18 protein-coding genes are annotated in these 19,799 nt (G+C 39.5%); 9 read left to right on the forward strand and 9 right to left on the reverse strand.

The annotated features are described in order from the left end of the window. The first annotated feature begins 76 nt into the window (after positions 1–76). The 6 genes from rarD to proB all read left to right on the forward strand — a co-directional run bounded on the left by rarD (position 77) and on the right by proB (position 6,838). Positions 77–1,018 carry an EamA family transporter RarD gene (gene rarD / locus F2A31_RS05080; RefSeq protein ID WP_150025474.1) on the forward strand — a complete coding sequence of 314 codons (942 nt, stop codon included), beginning with the start codon at positions 77–79 and terminating at the stop codon, positions 1,016–1,018. 252 nt (positions 1,019–1,270) lie between these two features. Then, positions 1,271–2,728, forward strand: coding sequence for a glyceraldehyde-3-phosphate dehydrogenase (locus tag F2A31_RS05085; protein WP_150025475.1), 1,458 nt, complete (start codon positions 1,271–1,273; stop codon positions 2,726–2,728). A gap of 137 nt (positions 2,729–2,865) precedes the next feature. Further along, positions 2,866–3,609: an MFS transporter gene (locus F2A31_RS05090; RefSeq protein WP_150025476.1), complete on the forward strand. Its 744-nt coding sequence runs from the start codon at positions 2,866–2,868 to the stop codon at positions 3,607–3,609. 5 nt (positions 3,610–3,614) lie between these two features. Then, a complete protein-coding gene (locus F2A31_RS05095; RefSeq protein ID WP_171490559.1) occupies positions 3,615–4,289 on the forward strand; it encodes a hypothetical protein in 675 nt (224 codons plus the stop codon). A gap of 115 nt (positions 4,290–4,404) precedes the next feature. Beyond that, positions 4,405–5,625 (forward strand): Obg family GTPase CgtA, encoded by a 1,221-nt coding sequence (gene cgtA, locus F2A31_RS05100; protein WP_004639989.1) that lies wholly within the window; start codon positions 4,405–4,407, stop codon positions 5,623–5,625. 79 nt (positions 5,626–5,704) lie between these two features. Further along, complete coding sequence (proB, locus tag F2A31_RS05105) at positions 5,705–6,838, forward strand: glutamate 5-kinase (RefSeq protein WP_004639988.1); 1,134 nt, start codon at positions 5,705–5,707, stop codon at positions 6,836–6,838. Between the two features lie 72 nt (positions 6,839–6,910). On the opposite strand, the gene F2A31_RS05110 is transcribed toward proB, so the two are convergent. The 5 genes from F2A31_RS05110 to F2A31_RS05130 form a co-directional block, all read right to left on the reverse strand. Then, positions 6,911–8,548: an ABC transporter permease gene (locus F2A31_RS05110; protein ID WP_150025478.1), complete on the reverse strand. Its 1,638-nt coding sequence runs from the start codon at positions 8,546–8,548 to the stop codon at positions 6,911–6,913. Positions 8,549–8,636: 88 nt separating this feature from the next. After that, entirely contained in the window at positions 8,637–9,653 is a 1,017-nt protein-coding gene (locus F2A31_RS05115) for an extracellular solute-binding protein (RefSeq protein ID WP_004639985.1), read from the reverse strand. A gap of 24 nt (positions 9,654–9,677) precedes the next feature. Further along, positions 9,678–10,799, reverse strand: a complete 1,122-nt coding sequence (locus F2A31_RS05120; RefSeq protein WP_150025479.1) for an ABC transporter ATP-binding protein — start codon at positions 10,797–10,799, stop codon at positions 9,678–9,680. Between the two features lie 51 nt (positions 10,800–10,850). After that, positions 10,851–11,543: an HAD-IB family hydrolase gene (locus tag F2A31_RS05125; protein WP_150025480.1), complete on the reverse strand. Its 693-nt coding sequence runs from the start codon at positions 11,541–11,543 to the stop codon at positions 10,851–10,853. Next, complete coding sequence (locus F2A31_RS05130; protein ID WP_150025481.1) at positions 11,510–12,718, reverse strand: DUF1615 domain-containing protein; 1,209 nt, start codon at positions 12,716–12,718, stop codon at positions 11,510–11,512. Before F2A31_RS05130 ends, F2A31_RS05125 begins: the two co-directional genes overlap by 34 nt. 82 nt (positions 12,719–12,800) lie before the next feature. On the opposite strand from F2A31_RS05130, the gene dusB reads away from it, so the two are divergent. Beyond that, positions 12,801–13,826, forward strand: a complete 1,026-nt coding sequence (dusB, locus tag F2A31_RS05135) for a tRNA dihydrouridine synthase DusB (protein WP_113996959.1) — start codon at positions 12,801–12,803, stop codon at positions 13,824–13,826. Positions 13,827–13,882: 56 nt separating this feature from the next. On the opposite strand, the gene oxyR is transcribed toward dusB, so the two are convergent. From oxyR to rubA, 4 genes are all read right to left on the reverse strand, one after another. Next, positions 13,883–14,788: a LysR family transcriptional regulator OxyR gene (oxyR, locus tag F2A31_RS05140; RefSeq protein WP_004639978.1), complete on the reverse strand. Its 906-nt coding sequence runs from the start codon at positions 14,786–14,788 to the stop codon at positions 13,883–13,885. A gap of 6 nt (positions 14,789–14,794) precedes the next feature. Continuing rightward, a complete protein-coding gene (locus tag F2A31_RS05145; protein ID WP_004639976.1) occupies positions 14,795–15,739 on the reverse strand; it encodes an alpha/beta fold hydrolase in 945 nt (314 codons plus the stop codon). 87 nt (positions 15,740–15,826) lie between these two features. Then, positions 15,827–17,008, reverse strand: coding sequence for a rubredoxin reductase RubB (rubB, locus tag F2A31_RS05150; protein WP_150025482.1), 1,182 nt, complete (start codon positions 17,006–17,008; stop codon positions 15,827–15,829). A gap of 76 nt (positions 17,009–17,084) precedes the next feature. Continuing rightward, entirely contained in the window at positions 17,085–17,249 is a 165-nt protein-coding gene (rubA, locus tag F2A31_RS05155) for a rubredoxin RubA (protein WP_000760495.1), read from the reverse strand. A gap of 353 nt (positions 17,250–17,602) precedes the next feature. On the opposite strand from rubA, the gene F2A31_RS05160 reads away from it, so the two are divergent. Further along, positions 17,603–18,070 (forward strand): SRPBCC family protein, encoded by a 468-nt coding sequence (locus tag F2A31_RS05160; protein ID WP_150025483.1) that lies wholly within the window; start codon positions 17,603–17,605, stop codon positions 18,068–18,070. A 160-nt stretch (positions 18,071–18,230) separates the two neighbouring features. Further along, positions 18,231–19,757 (forward strand): lysine--tRNA ligase, encoded by a 1,527-nt coding sequence (gene lysS, locus F2A31_RS05165; RefSeq protein WP_005084627.1) that lies wholly within the window; start codon positions 18,231–18,233, stop codon positions 19,755–19,757. Positions 19,758–19,799: the final 42 nt, after the last annotated feature.

Consider the following 19,799-nt stretch of genomic DNA (forward strand, 5'->3'; position numbering starts at 1 on the left):
CGTGCATGGTTTTTTTTATTTTATATAGTGGATAAATCAAGTTTTTATAACATGCTTTATAGTTCAGAGGTTCAAAATGTTTAAAGGAATTGCTTATTCAGTTTTGGCATCTGTAACTTTTGGGGTTTTGTACTACTATACTCAGTTGCTTGGCGCCTTTGATAGTGAACAAACTTTTGGTTGGCGTATTATTGCGACTTTGCCATTTTTAACTTTATTCATGTGGTTAAGTGGCGATATTGTTCATATCAAAGCCATTTTTCAAAGAGTTCTGGCAAAGCCCGGTTTACTGCTAGTTTTGCTAATCACCTCGATCCTAACTTCTGTGCAATTATGGTTATTCTTATGGGGGCCGATGCATGGGCGTGGTTTGCAAGTCTCCTTGGGATATTTCCTTTTACCTCTCGTCTTGGTATTGGTGGGTAGTGTTTTGTATGGAGAGAAACTCTCAAAGTTCCAAGCACTAGCTGTGTTTTTAGCAGTATTGGGTGTAGGGCATGAAATATGGCGATTGGGCAGTATTGCTTGGGAGACGGCATTAGTTGCAATCGGTTATACCGCATATTTTGTGATTCGAAAGCAAATTAAAACAGATAACTTAGGTGGATTTTGGTGGGATATGATCATTATTCTGCCTGTTGCAATTTTCTTCACTCAAACGGGCGAAACGCCATATTTCAAGTTTCTAGAACAGCCAAGTTTAATTTTGGTGGTGATGGGGCTGGGCTTATTTAGTGCAATTGGTTTAGGAAGTTATCTTCTTGCGAGCCGCTATTTGCCGTTAATTCTTTTTGGCTTATTGGGGTATTTGGAACCCGTTTTGTTGGCAATGGTATCATTTGCTCTTGGTGAAAAAATTGGTGCAGAAGAATGGTTAACCTATATTCTTATTTGGTTGGCGGTCTTGGTACTCGTGATCGAAGGGGCTATTCATCTTGTTCAACAAAAACGACGAAAACAGCAGTTTGAGTTGAATCTAAAACAATACCCAAAGCGGCTCAATAATGCGGAAGATTGACCCAAAAATCGCAATCATATTTGCAAAATGACCATCAAGCATTTTTATAGGGATGGCTATTACGATGATAGAGAAAGATTTTTACCTAAAATCACAAAAATAATTATAGGTATTTTATGAATTTATAGTCAATTGGGACAAAATCTTAGCTGGTTTAACAGCTTTTGATTCAATCTTGATGATAATTCCATTACAATTATGGCGTTTTAAAATTTCACGCCCAGTATAGATATTAAATTAGAGGACGTAACTGTGAGCAAAGACACTATCGTTGCCCTACATGCAGAACACCAAGGTCGTTGGAAAAACCGTGAAGAAATTGCGGAGCGTATGATTGCCTTGATTGGTCAATTGTACCGTGAGAAAAATATTGTTGTTTCTGTTTACGGTCGTTCTTTAATTAACCGTTCAGTTATCCAAATCTTAAAATCACATCGTCGTACTCGTATGCTTGATGTCGAGCTTTCAGTGGTTCACACCTTCCCAATTTTGGAAGCGTTAATGAAAGTTGAAAACATTGGCTCTGCTGAAGTTGATATCGGTAAACTTGCTGTTGAATACAAAAATGAAGGCGGTGATGTTAACGCTTTTGTAGCGAACGCAGTTGCTTCAATTCAAGGCAATGCAGAAGCTGCTGAACCAAAAGATGTTGTACTTTATGGTTTTGGTCGCATTGGTCGTATTTTGGCTCGTTTGATTATCAGCCAATCTGGTTTAGGCCGTGGTTTGAGCTTAAAAGCAATCGTTGTACGCAAATCATCTGATGGTGATTTGGCAAAACGTGCTTCTTTATTACGTCGTGACTCGATTCACGGTACATTCGACGGCACAATCTCAGTTGATGAAGAAAATGAAGCAATCATTGCAAATGGCCAATTCATCAAAGTGATTTATGCATCAAGCCCAAGCGAAGTAGATTACACAGCTTATGGTATTGATAATGCACTTCTTATCGACAACACTGGTAAATGGCGTGATGTTGATGGTTTAAGCCAACACTTACAATGTGCGGGTGTTGCTCGCGTTGTTTTGACTGCACCTGGTAAAGGTGACATGAAGAACGTTGTATTTGGTGTAAACCAAGCTGATATTTTAGATGAAGATAAAATCATCTCTGCAGCAAGCTGTACAACTAATGCGATTACACCGGTATTAAAAGTTTTAGATGACAAATACAAAGTGTTAAATGGTCACGTTGAAACAGTTCACTCGTTCACAAATGACCAAAACTTGATTGATAACTATCACAAAGCGGATCGTCGTGGGCGTGCAGCAACACTAAACATGGTAATTACTGAAACTGGTGCTGCTAAAGCTGTTGCTAAAGCTTTGCCTGCGCTTAAAGGTAAATTAACAGGTAACTCTGTACGTGTTCCGACACCAAACGTTTCTTTAGCAATTTTGAACTTAACTTTAGATAAAGAGATTGATCGTGAAGAGGTGAATGAATATATTCGCCAAATCTCTATCAACTCTAAACTACAAGGTCAGATTGGTTATACCAACTCATCAGAAGTTGTTTCAAGTGACTTTATCGGTTCGCGCACTGCGGGTGTATTTGATGCGCAAGCAACAATCACTTCTGGTAACCGTTTAACTGCTTATGTTTGGTATGACAATGAAGTAGGTTATAGCTGCCAAGTGTTACGTATTGCTGAGCAAATGTGTGGTGTAAGCTATGCAAAAGTTCCAGCAGAAACGAATGCATAATATTTGCTAGCTAAGATATAAAATAAAAAGCCCAGTTTTGACTGGGCTTTTTATTGACTGTACAGAATCTCAGCAGATTAAAACAAAAAAATCGAAGAGAATAGGGACAAAGGGAAAGTTGAGTTAGGAATACTTCATTGTTGCAGTTTAGACGTTTGTTTGCAGTTTTTGCTTTAATTGTAGTTGCCAACTTGTGTGGCGTTTATATCGCAATGTGGGTGTTTAAGCATTTTAATATTTACATTCCATTAAAAGATCAAAAAGTTGCGATTGATTTACAAGAACCGTTGCAGGTTCGAGTTAAAGTGAAAGAAGCATTGGATGTTGAGGTAAATGGGAGAGTTGATGCGCAGATTCCAATTAACGAACAGCTTAGTGTACCTTTAACTCAAACGCTTACCCCACATGTTTACTTTGATAGTCAAGTCCCGATTAGTACGGTTATTCCTGTTCAAGAAATGATTAAAGTTCAGCAAGAGCTTCCAATTGACACTAAGGTTCAGGTAAAAATTCTTGGTAAAGATGTGACTTTGCCTTTGAAAGGCTCTATTCCTCTACAGCTTGATGTGCCAATTAATATTAAAGTTCCACTACAACAAAAAGTACATTTAAAGTTTGATGCTCCAGTAAAAACTGTGCTGAAAGAAAATCTCAATATTCCACTGAAAACACAGCTAAATGCGAACATTCCTGTACAAGGCAAGCTAAATGTTCCGATTACTTCCGATTTAAATGCTGATGTGGATGTTAAAAATACTTTGCCTGTAAAAATCGCAGAAGGTGAACTAAAAATTCCGCTATCAAGTATGTACCTAGATCGAGTTACTTCAACGACGAGTGAAAATACGCCTCATAAAACAGAAATAAAAGTAGGTGAATGAGTCTAATGCTTAAATCATACAAAAGCGCCGTCATTAGTTTTGTGATTTTGACCACCTTGGTTGCAATCTTGTTTTGGTTTTATTTGAATATCCAAGCATCGGTGATGGTGTCGGCTCAGCAGGCGGATATACGTTTGCCTGAATCTTTAGCCACCCAAATCCAAGTTGGGCAGCATTTACAAGTAAGATCTAAAGGTGAGTTAAACACGGATTTACTCATTGATCGTACCTTAGAACTACCATTGCAAGGCAAATATTTAGCGGATTTAAGTTTTGAAGTTGAAACGCCGATTACAGTAGATATTGATTATAAAACGATGCTTAAAGTAGATGAGGTTATGCCGATAGAGACCACCACCGATCTCATCTATCAGAACAAATTATTACCCAAATTTCCTTTAAGCCTAAATATACCTGTAAAGCTAGATATACCATTTGAACTCAAACGAAGTTATACCGTTCCAGTTAAAATTGTGTTTGATGGACCTGTACATTTTGCATTTAATGAATCTATTCATTTGCCGGTGAAGCATCAGTTCTATCCACGTTTAAATATCAATGATGAGATGAATATGAGTTCGATTTCATCGTTCAATGCAATCATGTTTAACTCAGTGCAAGACACAAAAGCAAATTTAGAAATGCAAATGGACCTACCATTAAGAAATGTAAGACCTTAAAGTAAATAAAATCTGTTTTTTTAAAGCCAAAATCCTATTTGCTGATTTTTCTATTCGAGAATTTTATTAAAATGTGGCAAAATAGCCCGTTTTAAAGAATTTAGAGGATTGGCACATGCGCTTTGTTGATGAAGCAGTCATTACCGTAGAGGCTGGCGACGGTGGCAATGGCGTAGCCAGTTTTCGCCGTGAAAAATTTGTCCCTTTTGGTGGCCCAGATGGTGGTGACGGAGGGCGTGGCGGAAGTATTTACATCCAAGCAGATGATGATACCAGCACACTTGTAGATTACCGATATACACGTCGCTATCGTGCAGAACGTGGTAAGAATGGTTCGGGTGCGAACTGTTCAGGACGTGGCGGTGAAGATGTCATTTTAAAAGTGCCTGTAGGTACCACGATTGTTGATACTGAGTCTGGTGACATTATTGGTGACTTGGTTGCAGATGGTCAGCGTGTCAAAGTTGCCAATGGTGGTGATGGTGGTTTAGGCAATACACACTTTAAATCATCAACGAACCGTGCACCTCGTAAATGTACGCATGGTATCAAAGGTGAATATCGTGAAGTACGTTTAGAGTTAAAAGTGCTTGCTGATGTTGGCTTACTGGGTATGCCGAATGCGGGTAAATCAACTTTCATTCGTGCGGTGAGTGCTGCAAAACCAAAAGTCGCAGACTATCCATTTACGACGATGGTGCCAAATTTAGGTGTCGTTGATGCAGATCGTCATCGCTCATTTGTGATGGCCGATATTCCTGGATTGATTGAAGGTGCTGCAGAAGGTGCAGGTCTTGGTATTCGTTTCCTTAAGCATTTGGCGCGTACACGTATTCTTTTACACATTGTTGATGTTCAGCCGATTGACGGATCTGATCCAGCACACAATGCCAGAGCGATTTTGGCTGAGTTAGAGAAATTCTCTCCAACATTGGCGAAGCTTCCTGTGGTGTTGGTGTTGAATAAATTAGATCAATTGCCAGAAGAGTCACGAGAAGAATGGTGTCAGCACATTCTTGATGAATTGCAATGGAAAGGTCCAGTATTTAAAACTTCTGGTCTTATGTCTGAAGGAACCAAGGAGGTTGTGTACTACCTCATGGATCAAATCGAGCAACAACGCGAGCGTGAAGTTGAAGATCCTGAGTACGCAGCAGAAGTTAAAGCATTCCGTGATCAGCTTGAAGCTGAAACACGTGAACAAACCATCGCAGCAAAAGAAGCTTATCGTGCATTGCGTAAGGCCCAGCGTGAAGCAGGCCTAGAAGATGACGAAGATGATTTTGACGATGAAGATGATGATGGCGGCGTAGAAAGCGTCTACGTTCGTGATTAATTAGACTGTTAAACTCCCTTTTAATTCCTGTTGTATAGCAATCGTTGCTGTGCAACAGGAAAAATAATTTGAGGAAAAAATGATAGAAGTGGTCGATGGGCAACGTCAGCTCAATGCGTGTAAACGAATCGTTGTTAAAATCGGATCATCTTTACTGACTGCAAATGGGCAAGGTTTAGATCTACAGGCAATTTCGCATTGGGCGAAACAAATTGCAGATCTACACAATGCTGGACATGAAATTATTTTAGTGTCCTCTGGTGCAGTAGCAGAAGGGATGGTACGCATGAAACTTGCGAGTCGACCCACTGATCTACCCAGTTTGCAGGCTTGTGCTGCGATCGGTCAAATGGGCTTGATCCATACATGGTCAAGTGTATTAGATCAACATGGCATCCGCACTGCTCAGGTTCTTTTGACTCATGATGATCTTGCTGATCGCCGTCGTTATCTCAACTCATGTGATGCATTGCAAAACTTGATTGATTGGCGTGTGATTCCTGTCATCAATGAAAATGATACCGTATCTACAGACGAAATCCGTTTTGGGGATAATGATACCTTGGCGGCAATGGTTGCAGGTCAGGTACAGGCTGATTTGTTGATTATCTTGACGGATCAACAAGGTATGTTTGACTCAGATCCACGCAACAATCCAAATGCCAAACTGTTTTCTTCTGTTCGCGCACTTGATGATCGCTTGTTCGAAATGGCAGGTGGTGGTGGCGTGTTAGGACGTGGCGGTATGGTGACAAAAGTTCGTGCTGCTCGTTTAGCTGCGCGTTCTGGTTGTCCAACATTGATTGCAAGTGGTGAAAGTGAAAATGTACTCGCTCGTTTAATGTCGGGTGAGATGATGGGAACGTTATTTACCACTGACAATGATCGTGTTACCGCACACCAAAAATGGTTAGCGGCTCATCTACAAACTGCTGGACGTTTGGTCATCGATGATGGTGCTGTAGAAGCGATTAAACTGAAACATCGTAGTTTATTACCCGTTGGTGTAAAGGCGATAGAAGGGCATTTTGATCGCGGTGATGTGGTTGAGTGTGTGGATAAAAAAGGACAACGTATCGCAGTTGGACGTGTCAATTTTAGTTCACGCTCTGCTGATCTTGTAAAAGGATTGTCATCAGATAAAGTCCATCAGGTCTTAGGTGAGGCACGTTCTTTGGAAATGATTCACCGTAATCATATGGCGATTTACTGATCAAATATTGTCTCGACCCTATAAAATAAAAAAGACTTCTCTCGGGAAGTCTTTTTTATTTGAGCTTTTAAATTATTTCTGCTGTTGAATATTTTTCCCCATTTTTGCCAATAAAATGACGGGAATCAGCCCAACTAAGACGATTAACAACGCTGCGATTGCACCATCTTCATATGTTCCTCTAGCTGCTTCAGCATAAAGTTGAGTTGCCAGCGTTTCCATATTGAGTGGTCTGAGCAATAAGGTTGCAGGAAGTTCTTTCATGCAATCTACGAAAATGAGTAGAGCTGCTGAAATAATGGCGGGGCGTAATAACGGTAAATGTACACGCCATAAAATAGAAAAACGATTTTGGCCTAAGTTACGTGCAGCATCGTCAAAGACACCATGAATACGATTATAGCCTGACTCTATTCCACCGATGGCAATTGCTAGAAAACGGACGCAATATGCATAGATCAAGGTAAATGTGGTACCTAGAAATAATAAACCTGTGTGAATCCCAAGTTTAAACTCCAAGAAGTCAGCAACAGCATGATCTATTTTGCCCAGTGATAGCATGAGTCCAATTGCTAGAACGGTTCCAGGAATCGCATAGCCTAAGCTGGAAATACGGCTAAACCATGTATTTTGAGTAAAACGAGCCGCACTGACGATGAGAAAACCAATAAAAATAGTGATCACTGTTGCGATGCTGGCTAGGCTTAGCGTGTTGATTGAGGCTTGTAATAGATAATCAGAAAACCCTGCATATTGAAGTCGTTTATATGATTCTACGAGAAGGTGGCTGATCGGAATCAAAAAACCGATGCAGATTGGAATTAATCCTAAGCCTAGAAATAACCATGCTTTGCTTCCTGTGACGTGTTGTGCAGGCATCAATCGACTACGTTGGGCCGAATTCATATAGCGTTGTTTACGTCGTCCAAGTCGTTCTACGATCACCAATAAAGTAATGATGATTAGCATGAAAATAGCAATCTGTGCAGCACTGGCGAGATCGGATTGGTTTATCCATGTAGAGTAGATGGATAACGTGAGGGTTTTAACGCCTAAAAATTCGGTTGCTCCAATATCATTGATGGTTTCCATCAATGCCAAGCTTGCACCAACTGCGATTGCCGGTCGAGCTAGAGGAATGGCAACCCGTAAGAATACTTGATTGGGTTTTAGCCCTAGGCTTCGTGCGACTTCAATCAGACTGGCTGATTGCATCAGGAACATGGCACGCGTACTGAGATATACGTAGGGATATAACACAAAGCTTAAAAGGAAAATACAACCCCAAACTGATCGAATGTTGGGGAACCACCAAGGTTGTGTTTCCCAACCAAACCAAGCACCTAAGACCGTTTGTACAGGACCAATTGGATGCAGAATATCAATATAACTATAAGCAATAATATAGGTGGGAACCGCAAGTGGAAGTAGTAGTGCCCAATCTAAAAAAGCACGTCCTCGAAACTGATATGCAGTCACCAACCATGCACTACCAGTCCCGATTAAAATGGTCAGTAGACCGACTCCTAATAAAAGGATCGTGGTATCAACTAAGGTTGGTGGAAGAACATAGCGCAGCAAATGTCCCCAAATATCGCTATTGCCTTGTAATGCTGTCCAAATTAGTGCCAGTTCAGGCAAACAAGCCAGTAGGGTCAAAATACCACTAAGCGAAAATAGTAAACGAGGTGAGTCTTTCTTTTTGATCATCGAGGATATTGGGGGCTAAGTGAGAAAAAGGCAAAACAAATCAGTATACAGGCAATCTTGATGATCGCCTGTTTACGCATTGCGAGGCTTAGTGATTAAATTGAACTTTATCGACTAAAAGGTTGGCTGTTTTACGATGACGTGCAATATCGCTTAAACGAATTTTGTCAACTTCCAGTTTACCAAAGCTCGCAATAATTGGATCAACTTTAACACCTGCTTTTACAGGGTACTCAAAGCCACTTTGTGCATAAATTGCTTGAGCATGGTCAGAAGCTAAGAATTCAAGTAATTGAACAGCCTCTTTAGGGTTCGGCGCGTATTTAGCGACAGCAGCTCCTGAGACATTGACATGTGTACCGCCATTTTTAAAGCGCGGTAATACGACATTGATGGCATTGCCCCAACGTTGTTGTTCAGCATCTCCGGTACGCATCGTACCAACATAGTAAGTATTCGCTACCCCGATATCACAAATTTTACCTAGAATATCACGGGCTACATCGCGGTCACCGCCACTTGCTGGTCGTGCCAAATTTGCTTTCACACCACGAAGCCATTGTTCAGTTGCTTTTTCGCCATGATGGGTAATATAAGCTGCAATTAAACTGGTGTTATATGCATGACTACCTGAACGAATACAGATTTTTCCTTTCCATTTTGGATCAGCTAAATCTTCATAATTGATTGCAGTTAAAGGCGTGCGTTCTTTAGATGCATAAACGGCACGTGCACGCATTGATAATGCATACCAGTGGCCATTTGCCGCACGTAAGTTTCCAGGAATAGCAGTATTCAGAACCTTTGAGTTAATACGTTGAGTTAACCCACCTTCAACTAAATCAACTAAATTACCAAAATCAACAGTCAGCATCACATCAGCAGGCGAACGTCGTCCTTCCGCTTTTACTCGCTCAAGTAATCCATCTTTGATAAAAACAGTATTTACTTTAACGCCTGTTTTTTCACTAAATTCTTGTAAAAGTGGTTGAATTAAAACAGGTTCTCTAGTGGTATATAGGTTTACTTGAGCGGCATTAGCCCAGCTACTTCCTAATGCCACTAGTCCAGCTAAAGCAATATGAAGCTTTGACAGTTGTTTCATTTATTTCATCCCTAATCACAAAGTTTAAACATTGAAAGTTTGTTTGGTGCGAATATTTTCGATCGGTGTTTGATCATCTAAAGCGTAGAAGAAGCATGTAGTCAAATCTACGTGGATATACACTTGTTCAGCTGTACTAAAATTCTGTTGATAGTCAACTTGTGCCAATAAGATATTATTTTCATTCTCAATTTGTAGACGTAATTGTTGAGTATGTCCCATAAAACTTGAAGAAATGACCTTTGCAGGTAATCTATTTTCAGCGGCGTCTTTGAAAATGTGAATCTGGTGCGGACGAAAACAACATTGAATTGCTTGCTCTGTTTGTTTTAAGTGTGGAGGTGTTGGGATTGCCCCAAAAATTGTATGAAGTTGACCATTTTCTATTTGTACAGATATTTCATTGAGTGCAGAAAAATAACGTGCCGCAAATAAGGTTTTAGGTTGTAAATAAAGCTGTTTTGGTGTCCCGATCTGAATAATTTTGCCTTGATGCATCAAAATAATTTGATCCGCGATTTGCAAGGCTTCTTCTGGATCATGGGTTACGATGACGGTCGTTGTAGCTGTCTTCTTTAAGATTTCGATGGTGCTTTGGCGAATATGATCACGCAAACGATGATCTAAATTAGAAAAAGGTTCATCCATCAGTAGAACTTGCGGTTTGGGTGCAAGAGCACGCGCCAAAGCAACACGTTGTTGCTCACCACCGGATAGGGTATATGGATAACTATGTAGATGATGATGCATAGAGACGTGTTTCAATGCTTGTTCTGCAATCGTTTGTCGCTGTTGTTTTGGTAATTTTCTTAAACCAAACATGACGTTTTCCAACACACTTAGGTGAGGGAACAGCGCATAATCCTGAAACACTAAGCCAATATTTCGCTCTTCTGCCGGCACTTGTTGTTGTGCATTCCATAAAATGTCTTGTTCAAGTTGAATTGAACCACTGCTAGGCGTTTCTAAACCCGCAATCAACCGTAGCATCGTCGTTTTGCCACAACCTGAATGTCCGAGTAAACAGATAATCTGTCCGCGAGTAGCAGACCATGTTGCCTGATTGACCGCAAATCGAGCTCCATATTGCTTGCTCAATTGTTGGATGGTTAAGACATTGGCCTGAGGTGCAGTATGAGCATTCATGGTCAATTCACAGTACAATTTATTTGAGCAAATAATAACTAATAATTCTTCTCATGTAGAGTCTTTTTCTAATTTCTTTTGCGGTTGCTTTTCATTAACATGTTGTGGATATATAACATGTGGAAGTGTTAAATCTTGTCCAACCATGTAAGCGTGATCTGTCAAGCTGAACATTTCAAGATCTTCATGGCTATTACCATAGGCATAAACTTGATGGTACTCATTCAGATTGTATTGTTGCAGTACTCTAATTTTTTTCTGTTCACAGCTACAATCCAAAGACTGGTAATGGCCAGAGAGTGTGCCATTAACAATTTCTGTTTCTGTACAAATCAATTCGATATTTAATAATTCACAGATCGGCGCTAAATATAAGTCAATTGAAGCGGAAACAAGCACAACATGATCGCCACGTTGTTGGTGTAAATAAAGTTGTTGAAGTAGATCTGGATCTAATTCTTTAATAATTTGTTGTGCATAATTGATTGCGATACTTTGTATTTGCTTCGCTGTCATGCCTTTAAACATCGTTCGAAATAATCGAGGTCTCATCGCATGTGCAGGATATAGACCTAGATAGTAGGCTTGAATCCAAGGAAGGATTTTCAAGCCTTTTAAAATAACATGATGTTTCGGGAGGGCGAAAAAAATAAATCGGGTAAAACTGTCTTTGGGATAAAGTGTGCCATCAAAATCAAATAAAGCAAGATTTACAGTTTTAGTTGTTTTGCTCTTTGCATGCATGTTTCATATCGTCCATTTACACGGCTTGCAAACCAATTGGTATTATAATCACGGCTCAATTTTGGACCGGAAATTACGACTTGAGGCATGATCGCATATTTTGCATCTTTGCCTGTTTTGCTTTGATATAAATTTTGTAGCGCAGTATAAGTCTGTGTATTTTCGAATTTCTTTGATTTTTCCTTTTTCAAGTCACTTCGAATTTGACGTGGGGTAACTAAAACCCCATTTTCAGCAAATACTGAAATCAAAGCTTTTTCGGTTTGGCTTTGAGTTGGACGAACATTACCTTCTTTATTATAGATAAGTAGATCACCATCTAAATCAATTTCAATATCAGTTAATGCATCTAACATACTTTGAAATGCTGCATTACGGCTGGAATACATGCCAGAATTATAGTCAGCAAAGCGATAAATTGCGCGATCATAATCTGCTGGATAAACCATTAAACGATGGATGCCATAATATAGGCCACCGTATTGGGTATAAAGATCATTGCGTAATTCTGCAGTACTCATACCGATACGTTTATGCTCTTTGGCATAATTAATATGAACTTGCATCGATCCAAGAGTGGTAATCGGATTCATTTTCTCACTAATATCTTGGCCTACAAGTTTTGCAGCGCCAGTTAAAGCACTAATATGGTAATGCTTCGCCATGTAATCAAAAATTTCACGATAAAGTAGATCAAGCTCACGTTCTGTTTTAACTCTACGCATTTGGCGCATATAGTTGTCTTCAGGAGAAGGTTGATTTTTTAACACATCTTCGAAATAACCTGCGACGGTACCACCGATTGTCTCCCCAAGTTTTGCTTCGAATTTTTCATTTAACCGTGTATTAATTTCCTGAACTGCTTTTTCACCTAAACCTGCGACTTGTGGGTCTGCAACAAAATTTGACTCTTGATCCACCACGGCAACAATCGTGCATACATTCTGTTTAGATTGTGGGATATTAAGTTCTTGCATAATGTCATGAATATCTTGTGCCCAAGAGTCACGATCACGTACACGTGTTGGAATCACACTTTTAATCTGATCTGCTTTCAGTGCAGGTTCCTTATCATTTGCCCACCATGCAAAATCACCACAAGCGGTGAGACTGGCACAGCTGATGATTAGGCTAAGTGTTTTTAATAGCGGACGAGATGAGTATGATTTGTTCATGATCAGGACAACACCACATAAAAAGATGAGTCGAATGGGCGAATGAAGTATACTATGGTGATCAGAAATTGTAAGAAAATATATGTATATTGGTTCATATCAACTGTCAAATAATTTGATCGTTGCTCCGATGGCAGGGGTTACAGACCGACCATTTCGAACATTGTGTAAATACTTTGGTGCTGGGCACGCGGTTAGTGAAATGATGACCGCTGATAAAACCTTGCGTATGAGCAAAAAGAGTCTGTATCGTGCAAATTTTGATGGTGAATTAGCACCAATTTCAGCACAAATAGCGGGTTCTGATCCTGAGCAATTGGCTGAGGCTGCGCGCTATCAAGTTGCCAATGGGGCGCAAATTGTTGATATCAATATGGGCTGCCCTGCAAAGAAGGTTTGTAACAAACTGGCGGGTTCTGCTTTGTTGCAAGATGAAGATCTGGTTGCACGTATTTTGGATACAGTTGTTGCTGCTGTTGATGTTCCAGTAACATTAAAAACTCGTCTTGGTTTTTTAAATGGTCAAGAAAATATTTTGCGTGTGGCGAAACGAGCTGAAGAGGCGGGGATTGCTGCTTTGGCTCTGCATGGGCGTACGCGTGAAGATATGTATTTAAATCATGCTCGCTATGAACTCATAAAACAGGTGAAACAACTCATCAGCATCCCAGTGATTGCGAATGGTGATATTGATAGTCCAGAAAAAGCAAAATATGTATTAGATTATACTGGCGCAGATGCCATCATGATTGGACGAGCAGCACAGGGGCGACCTTGGATTTTCAGAGAAATTGGACATTACTTAAAAACAGGTGAACATCTCGCTACGCCTGATATTGCTGAAGTTAAAGCTGTTTTATTGGGGCATTTATCTGAACTTTATCAATTTTATGGTGAATATTCAGGTTGCCGTATTGCCCGTAAACATATTGCTTGGTACACCAAGGGTTTACGTTCAAGTAATGAATTTCGGCAGAATATGTACAAGGTTGAAAGTACCGCAGATCAGGCAAAAGTCGTTGAAGCCTATTTTGATCAATTACTTGATCTCGGTCAGAGGATGAGTGATGTACAAGTTGAACAAGTAAATTTGTTAGAGATCAAATAAGCAGAATTTGCGTATTTGAAAAAGCCTGTAATTCGATTTGAATTACAGGCTTTTTATTATGCTAAATGAGCTGTAATTTTCTGCAAGATTTGCAAAATCACATCAAACTCACTTTGAAGTGGTGTGCTTTTGCGTGTCACTAAAGCTAAAGTACGACTTGGAGCATCTTCGATGGATTTAATAGAAATCGTTTCATTACCATTCAACATGCTATTTTTAATCGCAATTTCAGGTAAAAGTGTGAAACCTAAATCAGAAGATACCATTTCGACCAATGTTGGTAGTGAACTTGCTTTTAAGCGATGATCGTTTTTGCGTTCACCAACAGGGCAGGCACTCAATGCATGATCACGTAAACAATGGCCTTCTTCAAGTAACATCAATCGTGACAGATCAAGATCATCTAAAGAGTTTGCATTGGCAGCATTGCTGTCATTTTTATTGTAAACCAGTGATAAATGCTCTTTTGCGATTTCAGCAACTTTTAAACCGCGTGTATCAAATGGCAGTGCAAGAACAATCATATCTAGATTGCCATGTTCCAATTTTTCTACAATCTTTTCGCTTTGTGCTTCATGTAGATGGAGTTGAATTTTTGGCAATTGCTGATGCACTTCATCCAAGAGTTGCGTCAAGATAAAAGGTGCAATTGTTGGGATAATACCAAGATGCAGGTCACCTGTTAGCGGCTCACTCATTTCTCGGCTTAAACGCATAAGATCTTGTGCATCAGCTAATAACACACGTGCACGAGCAACAACTTGTTCACCTAGAGGGGTTAAACGGACGTTTTGACGATCACGTTCAACTAAGACGCCACCTAGCAGACGCTCTAGTTCCATGATTCCCCCAGATAAAGTGGACTGGGTAACAAACGAACGGCGTGCTGCTTCAGTAAAATGTAATGTTTCTGACAACGTAACTAAATATGATAGCTGTCTTAATGAGGGTAATGCAGCCATAGTGTCCTAGTGTGATGATCTAAAATGATGAACAAACAAATCGCTAAGTTGCGGGATGAAATGTGCAGGAATATCATGCCCCATTCCATGAATTAATTCAAACTTAGCACCCGTAATTGCTTTTGCAACCGCTTTACCATGACTTGGTGGTAGTAAACGATCTTTTGAACCGTGCACAACCAAAGTGGGCTGAGTGGTATTCTTGTTCAATGGTAACAAAGAACCTGTACATAATATTGCTAAAAATTGTTGAAGTACACCCGCTGGATAAAAACTACGGCGATATAATTTTCGAATGGTTTGAATTGCTTCAACTTGATTCACATAACCAGGTGAACCAATAATTTGAAATACTCTTAGACTATGATTAACAATTGACTCTTCATCACGTGCTGGAGGCCTTCCCAATAAACTGAAAAGTTGTTTTGGATAAGGGAACGGAAGGAAAGGTTGATTGTTACTCGTAAACAATAGCCCAACTTTTTCTACCTTTTCAGGGTATTTCGCCGCAACGATTTGAGAAATCATGCCGCCCATCGATGCACCTAGTAGATAGGTTTTTTCAATACCCAATTGGTCAATGAGCATAGCGACATCATCTGCCATATCGTACAGTGTATAAGGCGCACCTTCATTGCCAAGCCCAAACATGAAACGTCCCATGAGTTTCATTGTATTGAGTCTTTTACCTTTATTTCTAATTTTTGAAGATAAACCAATATCACGATTATCAAAACGAATCACACGAAACCCTTGGTCAATCAGCGCTTTACAAAAGAAATCAGGCCAAAATAACATTTGTGCACCTAATCCCATGATGAGCAGAACTGTTGGATGTTCAGGGTTTCCGCCGATTTCAACATGGAGTTCGATACCATTGCCCAAACTTACTTTGGTCTCTTGCATAAATGCAGTATAAGGCGACACATTAAATTGAAGGGCACTGTTCATGCTGCTCGTTCCAAGTTGAATTATTTTTGTCAGTATTGAGTTTGCTGAAACCTCATTTTTCAACAAACTCGCTATATTTAATAAACCTTAATTTTGTGCAGGAATCAAGTCAGGCACAAGTTTGGTCAGTGTCAAACGCTGTTTTCCAGCTGTTGTACCTAAAAGTACAAAGCCTCTTAATGTGCCTTCTGCATCAACTGCTTTTGCTAACATTCCATCTTCAAAGTCTTCCATTTCCCAAGTCACATCAATATCTAATTGGGCTGGTAAAACAGTGAGTGGTGCTGCAGGAGTTTTTACTGCAACAGGCATCGCTGGATAGTGTACGGCAGTGTTTTGACCACTTAAAGTTTTAGCCAATGCTCGAGCTTGTTGCATGATTGGCATCACATAAGGAAGTAAAGTTCCGTTGACTTCAGCACAGTCACCAACCGCGTAGATATCTGCTTGATTGGTTTCTAATAAAGTATTGGTGATGACGCCACGACTTGTTTGAATCCCTGCTGATTTTGCTAGGGCTGTATTTGGTTGTAAACCAATTGCTGATAAAACGATATCTGCAACCAAGGTTTGTCCATTTGCAAGTGTTACAGCGTAATCTTCACCATCATTAATTTTGGTAATTTTTTCAACTGTTGTTGAAAGGACAAATTTAATTCCAGCTTGTTCTAAGTTGTTTTTGAATAAATCTGCAACATGACTAGGCAATAAACGTCCCAATGGTTGTGGGGCAAGATCGATTACTGTAATATCATATTCGCTATGCAATAAATCATTGGCAAACTCACATCCAATCAAGCCAGCACCTAAAATAACAACACGTTTATCTTTACGTTGGGCAAGGTTTTCACGGAAGTTACGATAGTCAATCAATGAGTTAACGACATGAATATCATCACTGCCATCACCTGAAATAGCTAGACGGATTGGATTCGCACCGACTGCAAGAACAAGTTTAGAGTAGGGTTGCGTGATCGTCTCACCATTTTTTTCTAAAACGATTTCATGTGCTTCTGCATGGATTTCTTTGACCCACGTTTCTGCTTCAATACGCATATTCAATTGAGCTGCCATTTTAGCAGCATCACCTAAAGCAATTTGCTCAGGTGCTTTATTGCCTGCGAAAGCATTGGATAATGTTGGTTTTGCATAATTTACCGCATCATCTCCACAGATCATAACAAGTTCTTGTTCTGGGCTCAGTTTGCGAAATTCACGAGCAACGGTATAACCAGCCATACCAGATCCGATGATGACGATAGGATGCATGAGATTCTCCAACATTTTTTATATAAAATTAAACTATAGAAAAAAAGACCATGTAAGCATGATCTTTTTGACAATCTTAGATTTCAATCATTTCAAAATCGGCTTTTGAAACACCGCAATCTGGGCAAGTCCAATCATCAGGAATATCTTCCCATTTTGTCCCTGCTGCAATGCCGTCTTGTGGCCAACCTTCTGCTTCGTCGTAAATCCAACCACAAACGATACATTGATATTTTTTCATGTGACTCTCCAAACTGATAGGTATGCTCAAATTGCCTTTCAGTAAAACTGTTCCATAATGTCGCTACGATCGCTGCAATATAGTACTAACTTGTGTTGATCGGGAGTTAGATTTTTACGCAGAACGACATTTAAGTAAAGTAAATGCAAGAGTTTAATCATTTATAAGAAAAGTGATATGGCAATTCAAGCCGAAAGTCTTGTTATTTGAGCAATTGCTCTAATTTTTTTAATTCATTCCTGACTAATGTAATTAAAAAATTTCTAAACGTATAAAATTGGTGTGAATAAAAAATAAACACTTGAGTGCAGAGTATCATAACTAATAGTGTTTTTTGTTAGAGAAGTATAAGTATGGAAACTTTATTATATAGTATAAAAATTCATGCCCCCCAGCAAAAAGTGTGGGGGGTACTTTGGGATACAGAAAGCTATCAAGCTTGGACAAAATTTTTTCTATGTGATGATTCAACGACGTCAAATAATGCAAGTAATTCAACGATGCAAAGTGACTGGAAAGTAGGAGGAAAAACTTATTTTTGTGATGGAAGTGGAAATGGAATGATTTCGACGATAGATCGTTTGGATGAACCTAATGTAATTGTTTTTAAGCATTTGGGGATGATCATCGATGGTAAAGAGGATTTAGAAAGTGATTTGGTAAAGTCTTGGGCTGGCGCTTTAGAAAAATATTTTCTACTTGATTTGGATGGTGATACTGAATTACATGTCGAAGTAGATGTGCAGCCTGAATATATTGAAATGATGGACAAAGGGTTTAAGCAAGGCTTGGAGGCGGTTAAACAAATGGCTGAAAGTTAAATCAAATTGGTATTGTAAATCAGTCTGTAATTACAGTGTAAAAAGCAATGAAAACTGATCAATATGTGCTTTTTTCATGATTGTTTCACTGAAAAGATACGAAAATGTCTTGCGATCTGCTATTCTATGCGCCTTTATTTTTACTTAAACCGAGGCAGAGATGACGCAACAAAACGCTCAATCGACTTCTGAACAAACACTTTCCGAAAACGATTTAATCGCACAGCGTCATGCCAAATTAAAGCAAATTCAAGAGACTGCTAAACAAACGGGTAAGAGTCCTTGGCCTAATACATTTAAACGTGAACACTATACGGCAGATTTACAAGAACAATTTAAAGATCAGGATAAAGCGCAAATCGAAGGTGCTGAAAAAGTTTATGTAAAAGTTGCTGGTCGTGTCATGCTTAACCGTGGATCATTTATTGTGATTCAGGATATGACAGGTCGTATCCAACTTTATGTTGATCGTAAAGGTTTACCAGCAGATGTTCTAGAGACAATTAAAAGTTTAGACCTTGGTGATATTATTGCAGCTGAAGGTTATATCGGGCGTTCTGGGAAAGGTGATTTATATGTGCACCTTGAAGCTTTTGAGTTGCTTACTAAATCGCTTCGTCCACTTCCAGATAAGTTTCATGGTTTAACCGATACTGAAGCGAAATATCGTAAACGTTACTTAGATTTGATCGTAAACGAAGAAACACGTAAAACTTTTGAGATTCGCGCCAAAGTTGTAGCCGGTATCCGCGCATTCTTAACAAATGAACGTTTCATGGAAGTAGAAACACCGATGATGCATGTCATTCCGGGTGGTGCTTCTGCAAAACCATTTGTGACTCATCATAATGCGTTAGACATGGAACTTTATTTGCGTATTGCTCCTGAGTTGTATTTAAAACGCTTGGTTGTAGGTGGTTTTGAGCGTGTGTTTGAAATTAACCGTAACTTCCGTAATGAAGGGGTTTCAACACGTCATAACCCTGAATTTACCATGATTGAGTTTTATCAAGCTTATGCAGATTATAAAGACTTGATGGAACTTACGGAAAACATGCTTGAGAAATTAGCAATTGATATTTTAGGTACAACTGATGTGCCTTATGGCGAAGAAGTTTATAGCTTCAAAGGCCCATTTAAGAAGATTTCAATGTTTGATGCCATTCTTGAGCATAACCCTGATTTCACACCTGAAAATGTCAATGATCGTGAATTCTTGGCGAAATTTACTCAAGAGGTGTTGAAAGAGCAAGTGAAACCAGGTTTTGGTTTAGGTAAGTTGCAAACGATCGTATTTGAAGAAACGGTAGAAACCAAGTTACGTCAGCCAACATTCATCACTGAATATCCAGCTGAAACATCACCACTTGCGCGCCGTAATGATGAGAATCCACATATCACTGATCGTTTCGAGTTCTTTATTGGCGGTCGTGAGTTAGCGAATGGCTTCTCAGAGTTAAATGACCCAATTGATCAAGCTGAACGTTTCCAAGCTCAAGTTGCGGAAAAGGATGCGGGTGATGATGAAGCAATGCATTACGATGCGGACTTTATCGAAGCGCTTGAATACGGTTTACCTCCAACAGCGGGCGAAGGAATTGGTATTGACCGTTTGGTAATGCTATTTGCTAATGCACCAAGTATCCGTGATGTGTTGTTGTTCCCACATATGCGCCGTAAAGACTAATTTTCGAGTTATGCGGAATATCAAAGACCACTTTTATAAGTG

The organism is Acinetobacter suaedae, from assembly GCF_008630915.1.
GTDB lineage: Bacteria > Pseudomonadota > Gammaproteobacteria > Pseudomonadales > Moraxellaceae > Acinetobacter > Acinetobacter suaedae.